19 protein-coding genes and 1 tRNA gene are annotated in these 18,072 nt (G+C 65.7%); 9 read left to right on the top strand and 11 right to left on the bottom strand.

Features of this window, described 5'->3' with window-relative positions; translation table 11 throughout:
* Positions 1-105 precede the first annotated feature (105 nt).
* The 3 genes from thrC to ACKI2N_RS11220 are packed head-to-tail and all read right to left on the bottom strand — an operon-like array spanning position 106 to position 4,156.
* On the bottom strand, positions 106-1,551 hold the full coding sequence (gene thrC / locus ACKI2N_RS11210; protein ID WP_420997197.1) for a threonine synthase: 1,446 nt from the start codon (positions 1,549-1,551) through the stop codon (positions 106-108).
* A 7-nt stretch (positions 1,552-1,558) separates the two neighbouring features.
* A complete protein-coding gene (locus ACKI2N_RS11215) occupies positions 1,559-2,869 on the bottom strand; it encodes a homoserine dehydrogenase (protein WP_420997198.1) in 1,311 nt (436 codons plus the stop codon).
* Positions 2,870-2,920: 51 nt separating this feature from the next.
* Positions 2,921-4,156 carry a pyridoxal phosphate-dependent aminotransferase gene (locus tag ACKI2N_RS11220; RefSeq protein ID WP_420997199.1) on the bottom strand — a complete coding sequence of 412 codons (1,236 nt, stop codon included), beginning with the start codon at positions 4,154-4,156 and terminating at the stop codon, positions 2,921-2,923.
* 337 nt (positions 4,157-4,493) lie between these two features.
* Here ACKI2N_RS11220 and ACKI2N_RS11225 point away from each other — a divergent pair, with 337 nt between their 5' ends.
* From ACKI2N_RS11225 to ACKI2N_RS11245, 5 genes are all read left to right on the top strand, one after another.
* The gene (locus tag ACKI2N_RS11225; RefSeq protein ID WP_420997200.1) at positions 4,494-4,874 is read left to right on the top strand and encodes an Mth938-like domain-containing protein; all 381 of its coding nucleotides are present in this window, start codon (positions 4,494-4,496) and stop codon (positions 4,872-4,874) included.
* Positions 4,875-5,039: 165 nt separating this feature from the next.
* Entirely contained in the window at positions 5,040-5,501 is a 462-nt protein-coding gene (locus ACKI2N_RS11230; protein ID WP_420997201.1) for a peroxiredoxin, read from the top strand.
* A gap of 351 nt (positions 5,502-5,852) precedes the next feature.
* Entirely contained in the window at positions 5,853-7,574 is a 1,722-nt protein-coding gene (locus ACKI2N_RS11235; RefSeq protein WP_420997202.1) for a PhoH family protein, read from the top strand.
* 170 nt (positions 7,575-7,744) lie between these two features.
* Complete coding sequence (locus ACKI2N_RS11240; RefSeq protein ID WP_420997203.1) at positions 7,745-8,188, top strand: hypothetical protein; 444 nt, start codon at positions 7,745-7,747, stop codon at positions 8,186-8,188.
* A 73-nt stretch (positions 8,189-8,261) separates the two neighbouring features.
* Positions 8,262-8,936, top strand: a complete 675-nt coding sequence (locus ACKI2N_RS11245) for a C40 family peptidase (protein WP_420997205.1) — start codon at positions 8,262-8,264, stop codon at positions 8,934-8,936.
* Positions 8,937-9,020: 84 nt separating this feature from the next.
* Here the strand turns inward: ACKI2N_RS11245 and ACKI2N_RS11250 are convergent, their stop codons facing one another.
* The 8 genes from ACKI2N_RS11250 to ACKI2N_RS11285 all read right to left on the bottom strand — a co-directional run bounded on the left by ACKI2N_RS11250 (position 9,021) and on the right by ACKI2N_RS11285 (position 15,141).
* On the bottom strand, positions 9,021-10,031 hold the full coding sequence (locus ACKI2N_RS11250) for an inorganic phosphate transporter (RefSeq protein WP_420997206.1): 1,011 nt from the start codon (positions 10,029-10,031) through the stop codon (positions 9,021-9,023).
* 13 nt (positions 10,032-10,044) lie between these two features.
* Positions 10,045-10,671 carry a DUF47 domain-containing protein gene (locus ACKI2N_RS11255; protein ID WP_420997207.1) on the bottom strand — a complete coding sequence of 209 codons (627 nt, stop codon included), beginning with the start codon at positions 10,669-10,671 and terminating at the stop codon, positions 10,045-10,047.
* A 223-nt stretch (positions 10,672-10,894) separates the two neighbouring features.
* Entirely contained in the window at positions 10,895-12,286 is a 1,392-nt protein-coding gene (locus ACKI2N_RS11260) for a replicative DNA helicase (RefSeq protein WP_020205694.1), read from the bottom strand.
* A 219-nt stretch (positions 12,287-12,505) separates the two neighbouring features.
* The gene (rplI, locus tag ACKI2N_RS11265) at positions 12,506-12,958 is read right to left on the bottom strand and encodes a 50S ribosomal protein L9 (RefSeq protein ID WP_420997208.1); all 453 of its coding nucleotides are present in this window, start codon (positions 12,956-12,958) and stop codon (positions 12,506-12,508) included.
* 31 nt (positions 12,959-12,989) lie between these two features.
* On the bottom strand, positions 12,990-13,268 hold the full coding sequence (rpsR, locus tag ACKI2N_RS11270) for a 30S ribosomal protein S18 (protein ID WP_006163606.1): 279 nt from the start codon (positions 13,266-13,268) through the stop codon (positions 12,990-12,992).
* Positions 13,269-13,271: 3 nt separating this feature from the next.
* Positions 13,272-13,571 carry a primosomal replication protein N gene (gene priB / locus ACKI2N_RS11275; protein ID WP_017228959.1) on the bottom strand — a complete coding sequence of 100 codons (300 nt, stop codon included), beginning with the start codon at positions 13,569-13,571 and terminating at the stop codon, positions 13,272-13,274.
* A gap of 95 nt (positions 13,572-13,666) precedes the next feature.
* Positions 13,667-14,041: a 30S ribosomal protein S6 gene (gene rpsF / locus ACKI2N_RS11280; protein ID WP_020205696.1), complete on the bottom strand. Its 375-nt coding sequence runs from the start codon at positions 14,039-14,041 to the stop codon at positions 13,667-13,669.
* 101 nt (positions 14,042-14,142) lie between these two features.
* Positions 14,143-15,141, bottom strand: coding sequence for an asparaginase (locus ACKI2N_RS11285; RefSeq protein WP_420997210.1), 999 nt, complete (start codon positions 15,139-15,141; stop codon positions 14,143-14,145).
* A gap of 246 nt (positions 15,142-15,387) precedes the next feature.
* Here ACKI2N_RS11285 and lexA point away from each other — a divergent pair, with 246 nt between their 5' ends.
* The 4 genes from lexA (at position 15,388) to ACKI2N_RS11305 (ending at position 18,059) form a co-directional block, all read left to right on the top strand.
* Positions 15,388-16,044: a transcriptional repressor LexA gene (gene lexA / locus ACKI2N_RS11290; RefSeq protein ID WP_420997211.1), complete on the top strand. Its 657-nt coding sequence runs from the start codon at positions 15,388-15,390 to the stop codon at positions 16,042-16,044.
* Positions 16,045-16,164: 120 nt separating this feature from the next.
* Entirely contained in the window at positions 16,165-16,335 is a 171-nt protein-coding gene (locus ACKI2N_RS11295; protein ID WP_420997212.1) for a hypothetical protein, read from the top strand.
* A gap of 136 nt (positions 16,336-16,471) precedes the next feature.
* Positions 16,472-16,547 (top strand) — tRNA-His (locus ACKI2N_RS11300).
* Between the two features lie 582 nt (positions 16,548-17,129).
* Positions 17,130-18,059, top strand: coding sequence for a DUF808 domain-containing protein (locus ACKI2N_RS11305; RefSeq protein ID WP_420997213.1), 930 nt, complete (start codon positions 17,130-17,132; stop codon positions 18,057-18,059).
* The last annotated feature ends 13 nt before the right edge of the window (positions 18,060-18,072 follow it).

Raw genomic sequence — 18,072 nt, forward strand, 5'->3', positions numbered from 1 at the left:
CGCGGGCCGTGCGGTTCAGCTCGGCAAGTCCGATTGTAGCGACTTGCCGCGTGGCCGGCCAACCGGGCCGGGCCCGCCACCCGGCCAGCGGGCGGCAGCCCGGCCTTACAGGCCGGTATGGCCGGCGATGTAGGCCTTGATCCGGCCGGCGTCGGCGGGCATGACCTCGAAGCGCTGCGGCAGCTTTTCGATGCCGTCGAAGCTGGCCGGCCGCTCCGGCTCGTGGCCGAGCGCCTCGCGGATGGTGTCGGCGAACTTGGCCGGCAGCGCGGTTTCCAGCACCACCATCGGCACGCCGGGGGCGAGGTGCTCGCGCGCGACCTTGACGCCGTCGGCGGTGTGCGTATCGATGGTGATGCCGTAGCGCGAGGACAGGTCGCGGATGGTGGCGAGGCGGTCCTCGTGCGTGCTGCGCCCGGACACGAAGCCGAAGGCGCGGATACGCTCGAATTCCGCCGTGCCGGACAGGTCGAAGCCGCCCGCGCTGTCGACGTCGCGGAACATCCGCGCCAGCTTGCCGGCGTCGCGGCCGAGCAGGTCGAACACGAAGCGCTCGAAGTTCGACGCCTTGGAAATGTCCATGCTCGGGCTGGAGGTGTGGTACGTCTCGGCCGACTTGCGCACGCGGTAAGTGCCGGTGCGGAAGAACTCGTCGAGCACGTCGTTCTCGTTGGTGGCCACCACCAGCTTGTCGATCGGCAGGCCCATCATGCGCGCGATGTGGCCGGCGCAGACATTGCCGAAGTTGCCCGACGGCACGCAGAACGAGACCTTCTGGCCGGGGCCGTCGGTGGCCAGCAGCCAGCCCTTGAAGTAGTACACCACCTGGGCCACCACGCGCGCCCAGTTGATCGAGTTGACCGTGCCGATCTTCTGGCGGGCCTTGTAGTCGAGGTCGTTCGACACCGCCTTGACGATGTCCTGGCAATCGTCGAACACGCCTTCGACCGCCAGGTTGAAGATGTTCGGGTCCTGCAGGCTGAACATCTGCGCGGTCTGGAACGCGCTCATCTTGCGGTGCGGGCTGAGCATGAACACACGGATGCCGCGCTTGCCGCGCATGGCGTATTCGGCGGCGCTGCCGGTGTCGCCGGAGGTGGCGCCGAGGATGTTCAGCTCCTGGCCGGCACGCGCCAGCGCGTACTCGAACAGGTTGCCGAGCAGCTGCATGGCCATGTCCTTGAACGCCAGCGTGGGGCCGTTGGACAGGCCCAGCAGTTGCAGCGGCGCCCCGCCCTCCTCGCCCAGCGTGCGCAGCGGGGTGATGTCGGCGGTGTTGTCGCCGGGGCGCGCGTTGCAGTACACCTCGGCGGTGTAGGTCTTGCGCGTGAGCGCGCGCAGGTCCTCGGCCGGGATGTCGTCGCAGAAGCGGGACAGCACTTCGAAGGCGAGATCGGCGTAGGACAGCTTGCGCCAGGCTTCCAGCTCGGCAGCGCTGACCTGCGGGTACGCCTGCGGCAGGTACAGGCCGCCGTCCGGCGCCAGGCCGCCCAGCAGGATCTCGGAAAAGGTTTGCGGCATCTCGTGGCCGCGCGTCGACAGGTATTTCATCGCTCGCTCAGTTCAGTTCTTCCATGCGCAGGCGCGTGACCGCCGACAGCACGGTGGGCAGCGCCTCGATCTTGGCGATGGCGGCATTGACCTGCTTCTCGCGCGTGAGGTGCGAGAGCATGATGATGTCGGTTTGCGGCTCGCCTTCGCGCGATTCCTTCTGCAGCATGGCATCGATGGAGATGCCGGCATCGGCCAGGATGCGGGTGATGTCGGCCAGCACGCCGGTCTCGTCGGCCACGCGCATGCGCAGGTAGTACGAGCTGGTGACTTCCTCGATCGGCAGCACCGGCACGCTGGAGAGCTCGTCCGGCTGGAAGGCCAGGTGCGGCACGCGGTGTTCCGGGTCGGCGGTGTGCAGGCGGGTCACGTCGACCAGGTCGGCGATCACGGCCGACGCGGTCGGCTCGGCGCCGGCGCCCTTGCCGTAGTACAGCGTGGCGCCCACGGCGTCGCCCTGCACCAGCACCGCGTTCATGGCGCCTTCCACGTTGGCGATCAGGCGCTTGGCCGGCACCAGGGTCGGATGCACGCGCAGCTCGATGCCGTTCTCGCGGCGGCGCGTCAGGCCCAGCAGCTTGATGCGGTAGCCCAGTTCCTCGGCGTAGCGGATGTCCACGGCCGACAACCTGGTGATGCCCTCCACGTAGGCCTTGTCGAACTGCACCGGCATGCCGAAGGCGATCGAGCTCATCAGCGTGACCTTGTGGGCGGCGTCGATGCCCTCGATGTCGAAGGTGGGGTCGGCCTCGGCATAACCCAGCGCCTGCGCCTCCTTGAGCACGGTGTCGAAGTCCAGGCCCTTGTCGCGCATCTCCGACAGGATGAAGTTGGTGGTGCCGTTGATGATGCCGGCGATCCACTCGATGCGGTTGGCGGTCAGGCCTTCGCGCAGCGCCTTGATGATGGGGATGCCGCCGGCCACCGCGGCTTCGAAGGCCACGATCACGCCCTTGCGGCGCGCGGCTTCGAAGATCTCGTTGCCGTGCACGGCCAGCAGCGCCTTGTTGGCGGTGACCACGTGCTTGCCGTTCTCGATGGCCTTGAGCACCAGTTCGCGCGCGATGCCGTAGCCGCCGATCAGCTCGACGACGATATCGATCTCGGGGCGGGTGACGACCTGGTTGGCGTCGGCCACCACCTCGACCTGCCCACCGGTCAGCTCGCGGGCGCGCTCGGTGTTGAGGTCGGCGACCATGGCAATCTCGATGCCGCGACCTGCGCGGCGGCGGATTTCTTCCTGGTTGCGCTGCAGCACGTTGAACGTGCCGCTACCGACGGTACCGATGCCAAGCAGGCCTACTTTGATGGGATTCATGGACGATCTGACTCTGGGTTGCTGAAAAATGGATTGCGCCGCGGCGCCGGCTCAGGCCGCGAGGCCGTGGTGACGCTTGCGGTAGGACTCGAGGAAGCGGCCCACGCGGCCGATGGCCTCGCGCAGGTCTTCCTCGTGCGGCAGGAATACGATCCGGAAGTGGTCCGGCTTGCCCCAGTTGAAGCCGGTGCCCTGCACCAGCAGCACCTTGGACTCCTGCAGCAGCTCGTAGATGAACTCCTGGTCGTCCTGGATCGGGTACATCGACAGGTCCAGCCGGGGGAACAGGTACAGCGCGGCCTTGGGCTTGACGCAGGTCACGCCCGGGATCTGCGTGATCAGCTCGTGCGCCAGGTCGCGCTGGCGGCGCAGGCGGCCGCCCTCGCCGACCAGGTCGTTGATGCTCTGGTAGCCGCCCAGCGCGGTCTGGATGGCCCACTGGCCCGGCACGTTGGCGCACAGGCGCATCGAGGACAGCATGTTGAGCCCCTCGATGTAGTCCAGCGCGGGGCGCTTGTCGCCCGACACCACCATCCAGCCGGCGCGGTAGCCGCACGAGCGGTAGTTCTTGGACAGGCCGTTGAAGGTCACCGTCAGCACGTCGGTCGACAAGGCGGCGATCGAGGTGTGGGTGTGGCCGTCGTACAGCACCTTGTCGTAGATCTCGTCGGCGAAGATGATCAGGCCGTGCTCGCGCGCGATCGCCACGATGGCCTCGAGCAGCTCGTCCGAATACAGCGCCCCGGTGGGGTTGTTCGGATTGATGACGACGATGGCCTTGGTGTTGGGCGTGATCCTGGCGCGGATGTCGTCCAGGTCGGGCATCCACTCGTTGGCCTCGTCGCACACGTAGTGCACCGGCGTGCCGCCCGACAGGCTCACCGCGGCGGTCCACAGCGGGTAGTCCGGCGCCGGCACCAGCACTTCGTCGCCGCTGTTGAGCAGCGCGTTCATCGACATCACGATCAGCTCCGAGGCGCCGTTGCCCACGTAGATGTCGTCCAGCCCCACGCCTTCGATGTTCTTCTGCTGGGTGTAGTGCATGATCGCCTTGCGCGCGGCGAAGATGCCCTTGGAATCCGAATAGCCCGCCGAGTTGGGCAGGTTGCGCATCATGTCCTGCTGGATCTCTTCGGGGGCGTCGAAACCGAACACGGCCAGGTTGCCGATGTTCAGCTTGATGATCTTGTGGCCTTCCTCTTCCATCTGCTTGGCCTTCTCCAGCACCGGGCCGCGGATGTCATAGCAAACATTGTTGAGCTTGTTGGATTTCTGGATCGGTTTCACGGCGATGTCGGCAGGAGGCAAGGGCCGCCGGGCAAGCGGCGGCTGGCTAGGGAATCCGGGTGGGAAGGAGTGGTCCGCGGGCGCCTGTCCGCTGCGATGCAACGCGAAACGTGGCAGGCAGGGAGGCAAAAGCTATAATTTATCGGATTATGACAGACTTCGGCAGGGATTCTTGCATTGCAGCGTATGCCGCCGGCAGCCGCCGCGCGTGGCGCGTCCTGCCCCGCCGGCCAGCCTGCAGCACCCGCCGGCTGCCGCCGACACCGCCCTCAACCCGCCCCGCGCGGCCCGGCCCAGCCGCCGCGCCCGCGCCGGCGCCGCCCCGAAAGGTTTCCCATTGAAACTCCACGCTGACCAGCCCAATGCCCTCAATACGGTGACCGCCTACGGGCCCGGCTATATCGAAATCAACATGGTGCGCTACACCGAGTCCGTGCTGGTCATGCCCGAGGGCGAGATCCTGCCGTGGCCGGTACGGCGCTTCGAAGACCTGGAGCCGGCTCACTTCGAGGGCTTGCTGGCGCACGGCCCCGAGGTGGTGCTGCTCGGTACCGGCAACCGCCTGCGCTTTCCGCACCCGCGCCTGACCGCGTCGCTCTCGAGCCGGCACGTGGGCGTGGACGCGATGGACCTGCAGGCGGCCTGCCGCACCTACAACATCCTGATGGCGGAAGGCCGCAAGGTGGCGGCGGTGCTGCTGCTGGAAGACCCGGCCTGAGCCCGGCCTGAGCCCGGCCCGGCGCCGCAGGGGCCGTAGGGGCCGCAGCGCAAGTTAAGCGTGCGCCACGCTTGAAGTTTGCCCGGCCGCCCCCATCTGCCGCCACCATGGTGGCAGCACTCGTGCCACCGCCTCCCTTCCTGCCTCTCCCCAGGAGCCATAAGAATGACAATCAGTCTCGACCAGGCCGTACCCGACTTCAGCGCGCCCGCCACCGGCGGTGCCTTCCGCCTCGCCGAGCAGCGCGGCAAGACGGTGGTGCTGTATTTCTATCCCAAGGACAACACGCCGGGCTGCACCACGGAAGCCATGAATTTCCGCGACCAGTACGGCGACTTCCTCGACGCCGACGCGGTGGTGTTCGGCATCTCGCGCGACAGCATGAAGTCGCACGAAAATTTCAAGGCCAAGCTGGAATTGCCGTTCGAGCTCATCTCCGACAGCGACGAGGCGATCTGCACCCTGTTCGATGTCATCAAGATGAAGAAAATGTATGGCAAGGAAGTGCGCGGCATCGAGCGCAGCACCTTCGTGGTCGACCGCAAGGGCATCCTGCGCCACGCCATGCGCGGCATCAAGGTGCCCAACCACGTGGACGAGGTCCTGCAGATCGTGCGCAGCCTCTGAGCGCGCAGGCCCGCGGGGCGGCCGCTGAATCGCCGCAGCAACACCCGCGCGCCCGCAACATATCGACGATTGCAAAACAGAAATCGTTCGGATACATTGACCCGTAATGAGTTCAGAATCCGGATGCCACGCTGTTTCATCGTCCCGTCCCAGGTGCCTCGAGCCCCGGGCCGGTAGCGGACCTGCCGTGTCTCCGGTCCGCAAGAAAGCCGTCAAACCTGCTGCACAGGTCTGGCGGCTTTTTTGTTTGTACGCACAGGACACGATCGGCACCTTCGCGGCCCAGCGCGGCCGCACTCGTGTCCTGCGCGGTTTTCCAGCCGTCTTCTCCCCCTGAAAGGAAAGCCAAGCATGCCGCTGCCGACCATGCCCGCCAAGCCTGCTCAATTGCTTGACCCGAGCGAATTCGCCCCGGTGACCAAGCTGCCCAAGGCCAGATCAGCGACACAGGCCAAGAAACCTGTGCCGGCGCTGGAGCGCGTGGCCTTGCTGGAAACCGGAAATAGCACAGCGGAAGACGCGCCGGCCGTGGTGGCCCGCGCCGACGGCACCACGCGGGCACGCGGCAAGGACGCGCCGGCGCCGCTGACTTCCGTGCCGACCCTGTCCGCGGTACCCAAGGTCCCGGCCAAGACCGCCACCGGCACCACCAGCCGCCGCACGCCCAAGCACACCGGGCCCGCCAAGCTGTTCGTGCTGGACACCAACGTGCTGATGCACGATCCGTCCTCGCTGTTCCGCTTCGAAGAGCACGACGTCTATCTGCCGATGATGACGCTCGAGGAACTGGACAACCACAAGAAGGGCATGAGCGAAGTCGCGCGCAACGCGCGCACGGTCAGCCGCACGCTGGACGCCCTGGTGGGCGGCACCGACGGCGTGCTCGACGACGGCATGCCGCTGGCCAAGCTCGGCAACCGCGACGCCCAGGGCAAACTGTTCCTGCAGACCAAGCTCAACGAGATCAAGCTGCCCGACGGCCTGCCCCAGGGCAAGGCCGACAACCAGATCCTGGGCGTGGTGAGCGCCCTGCAGCAGCAGTTCCCGGACCGCCAGGTGGTGCTGGTGTCGAAAGACATCAACATGCGCATCAAGGCGCGCGCGCTCGGCCTGCCCGCCGAGGACTACTTCAACGACCAGGTCCTCGAGGACAAGGACCTGCTCTACTCGGGCGTGATGGTCCTGCCCAACGATTTCTGGGCCAAGCACGGCAAGGGCGTGGAGAGCTGGCAGGACCCCAAGTCCGGCGCGATGTTCTACCGCCTGACCGGCCCGCTGGTGCCCTCGTTCCTGGTCAACCAGTTCGTCTACCTGGAGCCCAGCGACGGCAGCCTGCCGCTGTACGCCCAGGTCAAGGAGATCAACGGCAAGACCGCGCTGCTGCAGACGCTCAAGGACTTCACGCACCACAAGAACAATGTGTGGAGCGTGACCGCGCGCAACCGCGAGCAGAACTTCGCGCTCAACCTGCTGATGCACCCGGAGATCGACTTCGTCACGCTGCTGGGCCAGGCCGGTACCGGCAAGACCCTGCTGGCGCTGGCCGCGGGCCTGGAGCAGGTGCTTGACCAGAAGCTCTACAACGAGATCATCGTCACCCGCGCCACCGTGCCGGTGGGCGAGGACATCGGCTTCCTGCCCGGCACCGAGGAAGAGAAGATGCAGCCCTGGATGGGCGCCTTCGACGACAACCTGGAGGTGCTGCAGAAGAGCGACGACAGCGCCGGCGAATGGGGCCGCGCGGCCACCCAGGAGCTGATCCGCTCGCGCATCAAGGTCAAGAGCATGAACTTCATGCGCGGGCGCACCTTCGTCAACAAGTTCGTCATCATCGACGAAGCGCAGAACCTGACGCCGAAACAGATGAAGACGCTGGTGACGCGCGCCGGCCCCGGCACCAAGATCATCTGCCTGGGCAACATCGCGCAGATCGACACGCCCTACCTCACCGAAGGATCGTCCGGCCTCACTTATGTGGTCGACCGCTTCAAGGGTTGGAGCCACAGCGGCCACATCACGCTGGCGCGTGGCGAGCGCTCGCGCCTGGCGGACCATGCTGCGGATGTCCTGTAGGCATTGCTCCGAGCCGGCCAGCCCGCGTCCTTTGTAGGACCGCGACCGGCAGCATTGTGCGCCGGCGTGGCCTAGCATCAAGGTAAGCGGAGCGCCCGCCAGTTCGGCACCTTTGGTGCCGGCGCCTGGCGGGCGCTTTCATTTCGGCTTTGGATCGACGGAGGCATTGAATGAATACCCAGCACCCTCGCCTGGCACGCGCCAGGAACGGCACGCCGCAGTATCTCGCCGTGGCCGGCGGCCTTGCTCTTGTCACATGGTCCCTGCTGAGCGGCCCGGCCCTCGCCGCCGACGAAATGGTGATCCGCACCATGGGCCCGGTCAGCTACATCTGCGGCGGCATCGCCACGGACGAACAGCAGCAGCTCGCCGCGCAGCAGAAGAACTTCAATATGGGCGTGCTGTTCACGCAGGGCGAGCGCGGCGAATACCTGGCCGACGTGGCCGTGCGGGTGATGCGCGAAGGCCACGAAGTCGCCAGCTTTACCGCCGGCGGGCCCAAGTGCCTCATCAAGGCCCCGCAGGGCAGCTACAATATCGAAGCGACTTATAAGGGTCAGGCCAAGTCGGTCAATGTGAGCACGGGCACGTACAACGCACAGTTGCGCTGGTAGCGCCCTCGGAAGGCTGCCTTCGCGGCGGCCCGCTCGCGGTTGGCGCCTGGCCCGGGACCGGACCAGAACAAGAATGCCAACGCGCCAGACCGCCAAGCCACCGCGACCCGCGCCATCGTCACCGCTGGCGCGGGTCGCCTGCCGGGCCCGCCTGCCCTTGCTGTGCGCGGCCGCGCTGTTTCTCGCCGCGTGCGCCTCCGCGCCGCCGCCACGCCACGGCGGCCTCCAGCGCTTGCCCGGCACCTCCATGACAGACCCCAGCGCGGGGCTGGAGGAAGTCTCCATCCAGGCCATGTCGCTGGTCGGCACGCCCTACCGCTACGGCGGCAACACCCCCGATTCCGGCTTCGACTGCAGCGGACTGGTGCGCTACGTGGTGCTGCGCGCCGCCAACGTCAACCTGCCACGCACCACCGAGGCGATGGGCGAGCGCGGCGTGCCGCTCGAGCGCAGCCAGGTCGCCTCGGGCGACCTGGTGTTCTTCAACACCACCGGCCGCGCCAACTCGCACGTGGGTATCTACGTGGGCCAGAACCGCTTCGTGCACGCGCCGTCCACCGGCGGCACGGTGCGCCTGGAAGACATGGGCAAGTCGTACTGGGCTTCGCGCTACAACGGCGCGCGGCGCGTGGCCTCGGCCGCCGTGCCGCCGCCGGTGCCGGTCCAGCCGCCGCAGGCGCCGGCGGTCCCCGCCGCGCCGCCGCCGGCCGAAGACGACGATCCGATCGCCGCGTTCGCGAACCGCTAGTCCCGGCGCCGGCGCAAACCCGCCACCGATAAAAAACCAGGCATCGCGCCTGGTTTTTTTATCGGTGGCGGCCGGGTTGCCGGCTCAAAGCAGGTGCATGCCGATCCACCATGCGATCGCCGCCATGAAGGCCGACGCGGGAATCGTCAGCACCCAGGCCCACACGATGTTGCCCGCCACGCCCCAGCGCACCGCCGACATCTTCTGCACCGAACCCACGCCGACGATGGCACCGGTGATGGTATGGGTGGTGGACACCGGCACGCCCAGCGCCGAGGCGATGAACAGCGTGATCGCCCCGCCGGTCTCCGCGCAGAAGCCGCCGACCGGCTTGAGCTTGGTGATCTTCTGGCCCATGGTCCGCACGATGCGCCAGCCGCCGAACATGGTGCCCATGCCGATCGCCACGTAGCAGCAGACGATGACCCACACCGGCGGCTCGGCCCCGCCCTGCGCCACATGGCCGCTGGCGATCAGCAGCATCCAGATGATGCCAATGGTCTTCTGCGCGTCGTTGCCGCCGTGGCCCAGGCTGTAGAGCGAGGCCGACACCAGTTGCAGGCGGCGGAACCAGCGGTCCACGCGCGACGGCGGCGTGCGGAAGAAGGTCCATGCCACGATCACCATCATCAGCGAGCCCAGCAGGAAGCCCAGCAGCGGCGAGATCACGATGAAGGCCACGGTCTTGGCCAGCCCGCCGCCGACCAGGGCGCCAGTGCCGCCCTTGGCCACCGCGGCGCCCACCAGCCCGCCGATCAGCGCATGCGAGGAGGACGAAGGGATGCCGTAGTACCAGGTGATGAGGTTCCACGCGATGGCGCCGACCAGCGCGCCGAAGACCACGTGGTGGTCGACGATATTGACGTCCACGGTGCCGGTGCCCACCGTGGCCGCCACCTTGAGGTGGAAGATGAAGATGGCCACCACGTTGCACATGGCCGCCATCGCCACCGCATGGTGCGGCTTGAGCACGCCCGTCGACACCACCGTGGCGATCGAGTTGGCGGCATCGTGAAAGCCGTTCATGAAGTCGAACAGCAAGGCCAGCACCACCAGCAGGCCGATGACCCACAGGCTCATTTCTATTGTTTGCATGCCGATTCGTGCCTCAGGCGTTTTCCAGGACGATGCCTTCGATGATGTTGGCGACGTCCTCGCACTTGTCGGTGATGGTTTCGAGCTGCTCGTAGATGGCCTTGAGCTTGATCAGCCGTTTCACGTCGGTTTCGTCGCGGAACAGCTTCGACATGGCCGAGCGCATCACGCGGTCGGCTTCGGACTCGAGATGGTCGATCTGCTGCGCCGTCTTGAGGATGGCGCTGGCGTTGCTCATGTCTTCGAGCAGGCCGACCGCGATCTTGACCTGGTCGCAGCACTGCACGCAGATGGAGGCCAGCTTGCGGGCCTCGTCGGTCAGGCTGGTCACGTCGTACAGCGAGATGGTTTCCGCCACGTCCTCCATCAGGTCGAGGATGTCGTCCATGGTGGTGATGAGCTTGTGGATCTCGTCGCGGTCCAGCGGCGTGATGAAGGTCTTGTGCAGCAGGTCGATGGTGTCGTGCGTGATGCGGTCGGCCTTCTTTTCGGTGGCCTGCACGCGGCGCGCATGCGCCTCGGCGTTGGGCAGGTCGTTGACCAGCACTTCCAGCTCGCGGGCGGCGGTCACCGCGCATTCGGCATGCTGGTTGAAGTATTCGAAGAACTTGCCCTCGGTGGGCATGAATCGGCCGAACATGGATTGTTCCTTGTCGGAGCGCGCAAGCGCCCCCGGTTATTGCCTGGGCGACTGGCTCAATCGGCCAGGCATACATTGCAGACAGCCGCCTGGCGGCGGCTGTCATCAAAACGAAATATTTTACAGGTATGCGGGGCGCAGCCGAACCTCTTTCACGTCCGGCGTGGGCGATCGGCCACGGCCGGGCCGCTTCGCCGCCCGCCAGGCCGCGCCAGGACTGGCGTCAGGTGTCGTTGTCGAAGAAGGCCGGGCCGCCGCTGAAGTTGTCGAACTTGGTGAACTGGCCCAGGAATGTCAGGCGCACGGTCCCGATGGGGCCGTTACGCTGCTTGCCGATGATGATCTCGGAAGTGCCCTTGTCCTGCGAGTCCGGGTTGTAGACCTCGTCCCGGTAGATGAACAGGATCACGTCGGCATCCTGCTCGATGGCGCCGGATTCGCGCAGGTCGGACATCACCGGGCGCTTGTTGGGGCGCTGTTCCAGGCTCCGATTCAACTGCGACAGCGCGATCACCGGACAGTTGAGTTCCTTGGCCAGCCCCTTGAGCGAACGGGAAATTTCCGAGATTTCGGTGGCGCGGTTCTCGCCACTGCCGGAACCCGACATCAGCTGCAGGTAGTCGATGATGATCAGGCCGAGCTGTCCGCACTGGCGCGCCAGGCGGCGCGAGCGCGCGCGCAGCTCCATCGGGTTCAGCGCCGGGGTTTCGTCGATGAACAGCTGCGCATCGTTCATGCGCTGGATGGCGTGCGTGAGGCGCGGCCAGTCCTCGTCGAGCAGGCGGCCGGTACGCAGGCGGTGCTGGTCCAGCCGGCCGACCGAGCCCAGCATGCGCATGGCCAGCTGGGTGCCCGCCATTTCCATCGAGAACACGGCCACCGGCAGGCCCTGCTCCACCGCCACGTGCTCGCCGATGTTCAGCGAGAACGCGGTCTTGCCCATCGACGGGCGGCCGGCCACGATGATCAGGTCGCCGGCCTGCATGCCGCTGGTCATGCGGTCCAGGTCGATGAAGCCGGTGGGCACGCCGGTCACGTCGGTGTTGCTGTCGCGGTGGTACAGCTCGTCGATGCGCTCCACCACCTGCGTGAGCAGCGGCTGGATCTCCTGGAAGCCCTTCTGCCCGCGCGAGCCTTCCTCGGCAATCGCAAAGACCTTGGACTCGGCTTCGTCGAGCAGTTCGCGCACCTCGCGCCCCTTGGGCGCGAAGGCGGCCGAGGCAATGTCGTCGGCCACGGTGACCAGCTTGCGCAGCACCGAGCGTTCGCGCACGATCTCCGCGTAGCGGCGGATGTTGGCCGCGCTGGGCGTGTTCTGCGCGAGCGAGTTGAGGTAGGCCAGCCCGCCCACTTCTTCCGCCTTGCCCGCTACCTGCAGCATCTCGTAGACGGTGATGACGTCGGCGGGCTTGGTGGCGGAGATCAGCCGGGCGATGCTCTGGAAGATCATCCGGTGATCGAAGCGGTAGAAGTCCGACTCGGAAAGGAAGTCGGCAATGCGGTCCCAGGCGGCATTGTCCAGCAGCAGGCCGCCCAGCACCGATTGCTCGGCCTCGATGGAGTGCGGAGGTACCTTGAGATTGTCGAGTTGGGGGTCGCTGACAGGCGCGTTCATGGGGAGGGATTATAACGGCGCGCACAGGCGAGCCGGAGGAGAAATCGCGGCGCGTGCGGCGATGTGACGGCAGGACGACCACCCCGGCCGGGCCGGGCCCGAAACCGCGGCTCAAAACAAAAAGGCAGGAGCACCTGGCTCCTGCCTTCTTGTTCTTGCCTGCGGCCGCTGCCGCGCGGAAATCCCTGGCGGGCGCCGCGGCGGCAACCGACTCCGGTCTTAGACGTGCTCGCCCAGGACGGAAATCGTCACGTCGACCACCACGTCCGTGTGCAGCGAAACGCTGACCGGATGATCGCCCACGATCTTCAGCGGGCCGTTCGGCAGGCGCACTTGCGCCTTCTCGACCTTGAAGCCTTGGCCTTCCAGGGCGGCGGCGATGTCGGCGTTGGTGACCGAGCCGAACAGGCGGCCGTCCACACCCGATTTCTGGGTGATCTGCACGGTCAGGCCGCTGAGCTTCTCGCCCTCGCCCTGCGCGGCAGCCAGCTTCTCGGCAGCGGCCTTTTCCAGCTCGGCGCGCTTGACTTCGAACTCGCTGATGGCGGTCTGGGTCGCGCGGCGGGCCTTCTTGTTCGGGATCAGGAAGTTACGGGCGTAGCCGTCCTTCACGCGAACGATGTCACCCAGGTTGCCCAGGTTGATGACTTTTTCCAGCAGAATGATTTGCATCGTGTTTTCTCCTTGACGGACCTAGGGCCGATCAGTTCTTGTGCAGGTCGGTGTAGGGCATCAGCGCGAGGAAACGCGCGCGCTTGATGGCCGTATCGAGCTGACGCTGATAGTGAGCCTTGGTACCGGTCAGGCGGGCCGGCGTGATCTTGCCGTTGTCGCCGATGAAATCCTTCAGGGTGTCCAGATCCTTGTAGTCGATCTGTTCCACGCCGGCCACGGTGAAGCGGCAGAAGCGCTTGCGCTTGAACAGCGGGTTCTGCTGTTGGAAGCGCTTCTTGTTCTTGTTGTCACGTTTGACGAATGCCATGATTCAATCCTTTTCGAATGCTTTACATCCAGTGATGTGAAAGACGAGAGCCTTGCTGTTGCGGTGCTTGCGGGCCAGGAATCCTTCGCAGTCGAGCATGGCGCCGAGCGGTGTGCGCTCGAGCCGTTGTCCGATCTGCCCGATTCCCATGGCGGCGATGGCGAATTCCACCTGCCTGGGCGTTTGCGCCTCGACGGTCTCGCCCGCGTACTGCAGGATGCAGTTGACGACGGGGACACCGGCCGGGGTATAGCGCAGGGCATCGCGTTCGGCGAGGGTTGCGCAGAGCCTCAACTGGTTCAACGCTGCCTCCCTTGGCGGTACCCGTTCCCATGCCCGCTCGTGCCGCCGCGGCGCGCGGAATATCCGGCGCCGTCAGCAACCGCAGCGGTCCGCACTCAGGCGGCCTGGCCTTCAGTGGTTTGTTGCGCGGCCTTGCGGGCTTCTTCGCGCTGCACTTCCTTCATCATCGGGGACGGTGCGGTTTCGGCCTTCTTGGTCTGAACGATGAGGTGGCGCAGCACCGCATCGTTGAACTTGAACGCGTGTTCGAGTTCAGCCAGGGTTTCCTTGCCGCATTCGATGTTCAGGCAAACGTAGTGAGCCTTGGCCAGCTTCTGGATCATGTAGGCCATCTGACGGCGGCCCCAGTCTTCCACGCGATGGATCTGGCCTTCCTGCGAGGTGACCAGCGTCTTGTAACGCTCGATCATGGCCGGGACCTGTTCGCTCTGGTCCGGATGGACGATAAATACGATTTCGTAATGACGCATTGACGCTCCTTTTGGATAAGCCACCCGGGCGCCATGTCCGGTGTAGCAAGGTTGGATAGCCTTAAATTATAGCGCGCTTTCAACGCACAGGGCAAGCTGCTTCAGTTATTGGCGAAGGTGGCCTGCAGCGCCGCCGGATCCGCAGCCAGCCCGGGCGCGGCAGCCAGCGCCAGCAGCAGCAGCACGCGCGCCTTATACGGATTCAGGTCGCCGGCCGACACGAACATGCCGGCCGCAGGCCGCGGAGGGGCCGGTATCGCCACATGCCCCGCCCCGGTACGCGAACTGCGCACGACCGCCACGCCGCCCGCGGCTGCCTCGGCCAGCGCCTCCGCCAGCGACTGGTGGATCGAGCCATTGCCGGCGGCCGCCACCACGAGGCCGTCCACGCCGGCCGCGGCCAGCGCGTCGACCATTACCCGCCCTGGCTGCGCGTAGCTGGCGACGATTTCCACCTGGGGCCATGCCCGTGGCACCGGCATCGGCACGGCGGGCAGCCGCATCGGGGCACGGGTGAAACAGACGAAATCGTCCTGCACATAACCGATGGGGCCGCCCAGCGGCGAAGCAAAGGCGTTCACCGCCGCCGCATGGGCTTTCACGGCATCGCGCGCGGCGTGGATTTCCTGGTTGATCACCACCAGCACGCCCTTCCCCGCCGATTCCGCATGGCTGGCCACGCGCACCGCATCGAGCAGGTTCAGTGGCCCGTCGGCGGACAGCGAGGTCGACGGCCGCATGGCGGCAGTCAGGACGACAGGCAGCGTGGCCGGACAAGCCAGGTGCAGCACCATCGCCGTTTCCTCCAGCGTGTCGGTGCCGTGGGTCACGACAATGCCGGCGACGTCAGGCTGCGCGGACCAGAAACGGATCCGCTCGACCAGCTTAGACCAGAGCGCGAACGACATGTCCTTGCTGTCCACCTGCGCCACCTGCTCCGCCTCGATGCGCGCCACCTCGCCCAGCGCGGGCACGGCCCCGAGCAGCGCCGTCACCGGCACGGTGGCCGCCTGGTACTTGGCGCTGCTGGCGGGATTGGACGAGGAACCGGCAATGGTACCGCCGGTGGCAAGCACAACGACGCGACGCAGTGAGGACATGGCGGGGACGTATTCGGGAAGCCTGGAATCGGAAGACGCTCGATCAGAACGATGGCGCGTGCGCGGATTGTAACCCCGCCGATACCGCCGCCCCGCAAAGCGTTCCGCCGCGCTAGCGCGTTGCGAAGCGCCTGTCCATGAGCGTGTGCCCAAAAATTCCGCTTGCACTTCACTCGATACTGTATAAAATCACAGCATACTGTTTAAACATACAGTGCCCTCTAATAACAGCGAACAACGGCGACCATGGCGACCCTGACACCGCGGCAGCAGCAGATTTTCGACCTGATTCGCAGCACCCTTCAGCACACCGGCTTTCCGCCGACGCGCGCCGAGATCGCCGCCAAGTTCGGCTTCTCTTCGCCCAATGCCGCGGAAGAACATCTTCGCGCGCTGGCCCGCAAGGGCGTGATCGAGCTCACGCCCGGCGCGTCGCGCGGCATCCGCCTCAAGGTGTCGCGCAGCGATTCCGAACTTCCCGACCAGTTCTCCCTGCCCATGGCCGGCGTCATGCAACTGACGCTGCCGCTGGTCGGACGCGTCGCGGCTGGCAGCCCGATCCTGGCCGCGGAACACATCGACCGGCAGTACCAGGTGGATGCCTCCGTCTTCGAGGTCCAGCCTGATTACCTGCTGCGCGTGCGCGGCCTGAGCATGCGCGACGCCGGCATCCTCGACGGCGACCTGCTCGCGGTCAAGCGCGCCAGCGAAGCCGCCAACGGCAAGATCGTGGTGGCCCGCCTCGGCGACGACGTCACCGTCAAACGCCTCAACCGCCGCGGCGACACGATCGAACTGATCGCGGAAAACCCCGATTTCACCAACATCATCGTCGAGCCGGACCGGGAAGAGTTCTCCCTGGAAGGCATTGCCGTCGGCCTGATCCGTACCGGCGCGTTCTGAAAGTCCCAAGCCCCAAGTGCGGCTGGAGCGGGCTCGCCCGCCTCGAGCTGCACCCGATATGCCAACCCCATCCGCCCCGCGGGTGCCGTCAACCGTTGTTGCAAATCATCAGGTGTAGCCATGCTGCCAGCCAACCGCTTCTCGTCCCGCCGCCCCGTCAAGCCCGTGCCGTTCCGCCAGTCCAAAGGCGTGCGCATCTATCAGGGCGCGCAGCGCCGCACCATGGTTGGCAGCATGGCCGCCATCTGCCGCATGCTCGAACTGGAAGACCTGCCCAAGCTTTCCGCATGAGGACGGCGCCAGGATCCTGTCTATGCGGGCCTGCGCCGGCTTCCAGATTTTTTTGAGCGAAGTACTAGCCATCCGTTATTGAAGTTTGTATAATCTTGTTTTTCGTCGATCAGCACTCAGCTGAAAGACAACGACGGTGGCTGTAGCTCAGTTGGTAGAGTCCAGGATTGTGATTCCTGTCGTCGTGGGTTCGAGTCCCATCAGCCACCCCAAGAATTCGTTCTACAAAACAGCGCCTTAGCCAAGGCGCTGTTTTTGTTTTGGGCTTCGGCTTTCCATATCGATCCGCGCCAATTCCCCCGGCGGAAATGCGCCCTTCTTCCACGTCCGTAGTCCTCCAGCGGCATTTCGCCCGCCGTCGATCCGCGTCATTGCCCCAGCCGATACTCCCAGCCGCCCTTCGCGCGGGTCGGACCGTTTGCAATTGTTGACAGCCAGACGATGCATTGCCTCTTATGCTGGTCGTGGCACCTTTCCGCTTGGTGCCCATATTCGACACTTCACGATGCCGCTGCGCCTCTCCCCAGGTCCAGCGGCATTTTTTTCGGTGACATGGGCAGATTGCCACGGTGACAGTTGTTGACAGTCAGCGCCCCTTTGCCCTGCTAGCCTTGAATCTCGCATCGTCGCCCTCCGCTGGGCACGGCGCGGCTTCCTGTCCCCGCCGGGCATCCGTGCCCGGCGGGGTTTTCTTTTTCTGTCTGGGGTTCCGGACCGCTATCCGTGCGCCGCGGCGGCATGTCGTCTACAGGGGATGGCATTATCCTGACGACACCACATCCAGGAGATTGGACATGGCCGGCTCGAGCCTGCTGCTGCTGATCGACGACATCACGTCCATCCTTGACGACGTGGCGACCATGAGCAAGGTCGCCGCCAAGAATACCGCCGGCGTACTCGGCGACGATCTCACTCTCAACGCCCAGCAAGTCAGCGATGTGAAAGCCGACCGCGAGCTGCCGGTAGTGTGGGCGGTGGCGAAGGGCTCGTTGCGGAACAAGGCAATCCTGGTGCCATCGGCACTTGCGATCAGTGCGGCGGTTCCCTGGGCGATCGTGCCTTTGCTGATGGCGGGAGGCACCTTTCTCTGCTACGAGGGATTCGAGAAGGTGACGCACAGTCTTCTGCATCGGAAGGTTTCAGATGCAGGGCCTAGCCATGGCCGGCCTCCGGCAATGGATCCGGCGGCGCTTGAAAAAACCAAGATTCGCGGCGCGGTCCGCACGGACTTCATCCTGTCCGCGGAGATTATCGTGATCTCCCTTGGCACCGTTTCCGAGGCGACGTTCGGCACGCAGGTGGCCGTGTTGTCGGTCATCGCGCTTGTCATGACCGCAGGCGTCTACGGCCTGGTGGCCGGCATCGTCAGACTGGATGACGCCGGGATTTATCTTCGCCAGCGGCAGTCGGCGGCTGCGCGCGCCACCGGCCACGCCATCCTGCGCATGGCGCCATGGTTGATGCGCGCGCTCTCGGTAGCGGGTACGGTGGCCATGTTCCTGGTCGGCGGCGGGATTCTTGTACATGGATTTCCTGGCGCGCACCAGGTGACGGAGTTCGCCCACACGTTGCTGGCAGATTTGCCAGGCCTGGGAGGAGGTATCGGGATATTTGTCCCCCTGCTCGTCAATGGCGCGGCAGGCATTGCGGCAGGCGCGCTGGTCACCGTGGTGGTGATGGCGGTCAAACGCGGGATGCGGATTTTGCGGCAATCGTCCGACTAGACGCCATAGCCGG

It is taken from the genome of Cupriavidus sp. 30B13, from assembly GCF_049059565.2.
GTDB lineage: Bacteria > Pseudomonadota > Gammaproteobacteria > Burkholderiales > Burkholderiaceae > Cupriavidus.

Bases quoted from the DNA above. Each gene is read 5' to 3' on its own strand.
- ACKI2N_RS11235 (WP_420997202.1), top strand. From the start codon at position 5,853: ATGCCGCTGCCGACCATGCCCGCCAAGCCTGCTCAATTGCTTGACCCG.
- ACKI2N_RS11305 (WP_420997213.1), top strand. From the start codon at position 17,130: ATGGCCGGCTCGAGCCTGCTGCTGCTGATCGACGACATCACGTCCATC.
- rpsR (WP_006163606.1), bottom strand. From the start codon at position 13,268: ATGGCATTCGTCAAACGTGACAACAAGAACAAGAAGCGCTTCCAACAG.
- ACKI2N_RS11295 (WP_420997212.1), top strand. From the start codon at position 16,165: ATGCTGCCAGCCAACCGCTTCTCGTCCCGCCGCCCCGTCAAGCCCGTG.
- ACKI2N_RS11250 (WP_420997206.1), bottom strand. From the start codon at position 10,031: ATGCAAACAATAGAAATGAGCCTGTGGGTCATCGGCCTGCTGGTGGTG.
- rpsF (WP_020205696.1), bottom strand. From the start codon at position 14,041: ATGCGTCATTACGAAATCGTATTTATCGTCCATCCGGACCAGAGCGAA.
- ACKI2N_RS11255 (WP_420997207.1), bottom strand. From the start codon at position 10,671: ATGTTCGGCCGATTCATGCCCACCGAGGGCAAGTTCTTCGAATACTTC.
- ACKI2N_RS11245 (WP_420997205.1), top strand. From the start codon at position 8,262: ATGCCAACGCGCCAGACCGCCAAGCCACCGCGACCCGCGCCATCGTCA.
- ACKI2N_RS11215 (WP_420997198.1), bottom strand. From the start codon at position 2,869: ATGAATCCCATCAAAGTAGGCCTGCTTGGCATCGGTACCGTCGGTAGC.
- ACKI2N_RS11260 (WP_020205694.1), bottom strand. From the start codon at position 12,286: ATGAACGCGCCTGTCAGCGACCCCCAACTCGACAATCTCAAGGTACCT.
- ACKI2N_RS11230 (WP_420997201.1), top strand. From the start codon at position 5,040: ATGACAATCAGTCTCGACCAGGCCGTACCCGACTTCAGCGCGCCCGCC.
- thrC (WP_420997197.1), bottom strand. From the start codon at position 1,551: ATGAAATACCTGTCGACGCGCGGCCACGAGATGCCGCAAACCTTTTCC.
- lexA (WP_420997211.1), top strand. From the start codon at position 15,388: ATGGCGACCCTGACACCGCGGCAGCAGCAGATTTTCGACCTGATTCGC.
- ACKI2N_RS11285 (WP_420997210.1), bottom strand. From the start codon at position 15,141: ATGTCCTCACTGCGTCGCGTCGTTGTGCTTGCCACCGGCGGTACCATT.
- rplI (WP_420997208.1), bottom strand. From the start codon at position 12,958: ATGCAAATCATTCTGCTGGAAAAAGTCATCAACCTGGGCAACCTGGGT.
- ACKI2N_RS11240 (WP_420997203.1), top strand. From the start codon at position 7,745: ATGAATACCCAGCACCCTCGCCTGGCACGCGCCAGGAACGGCACGCCG.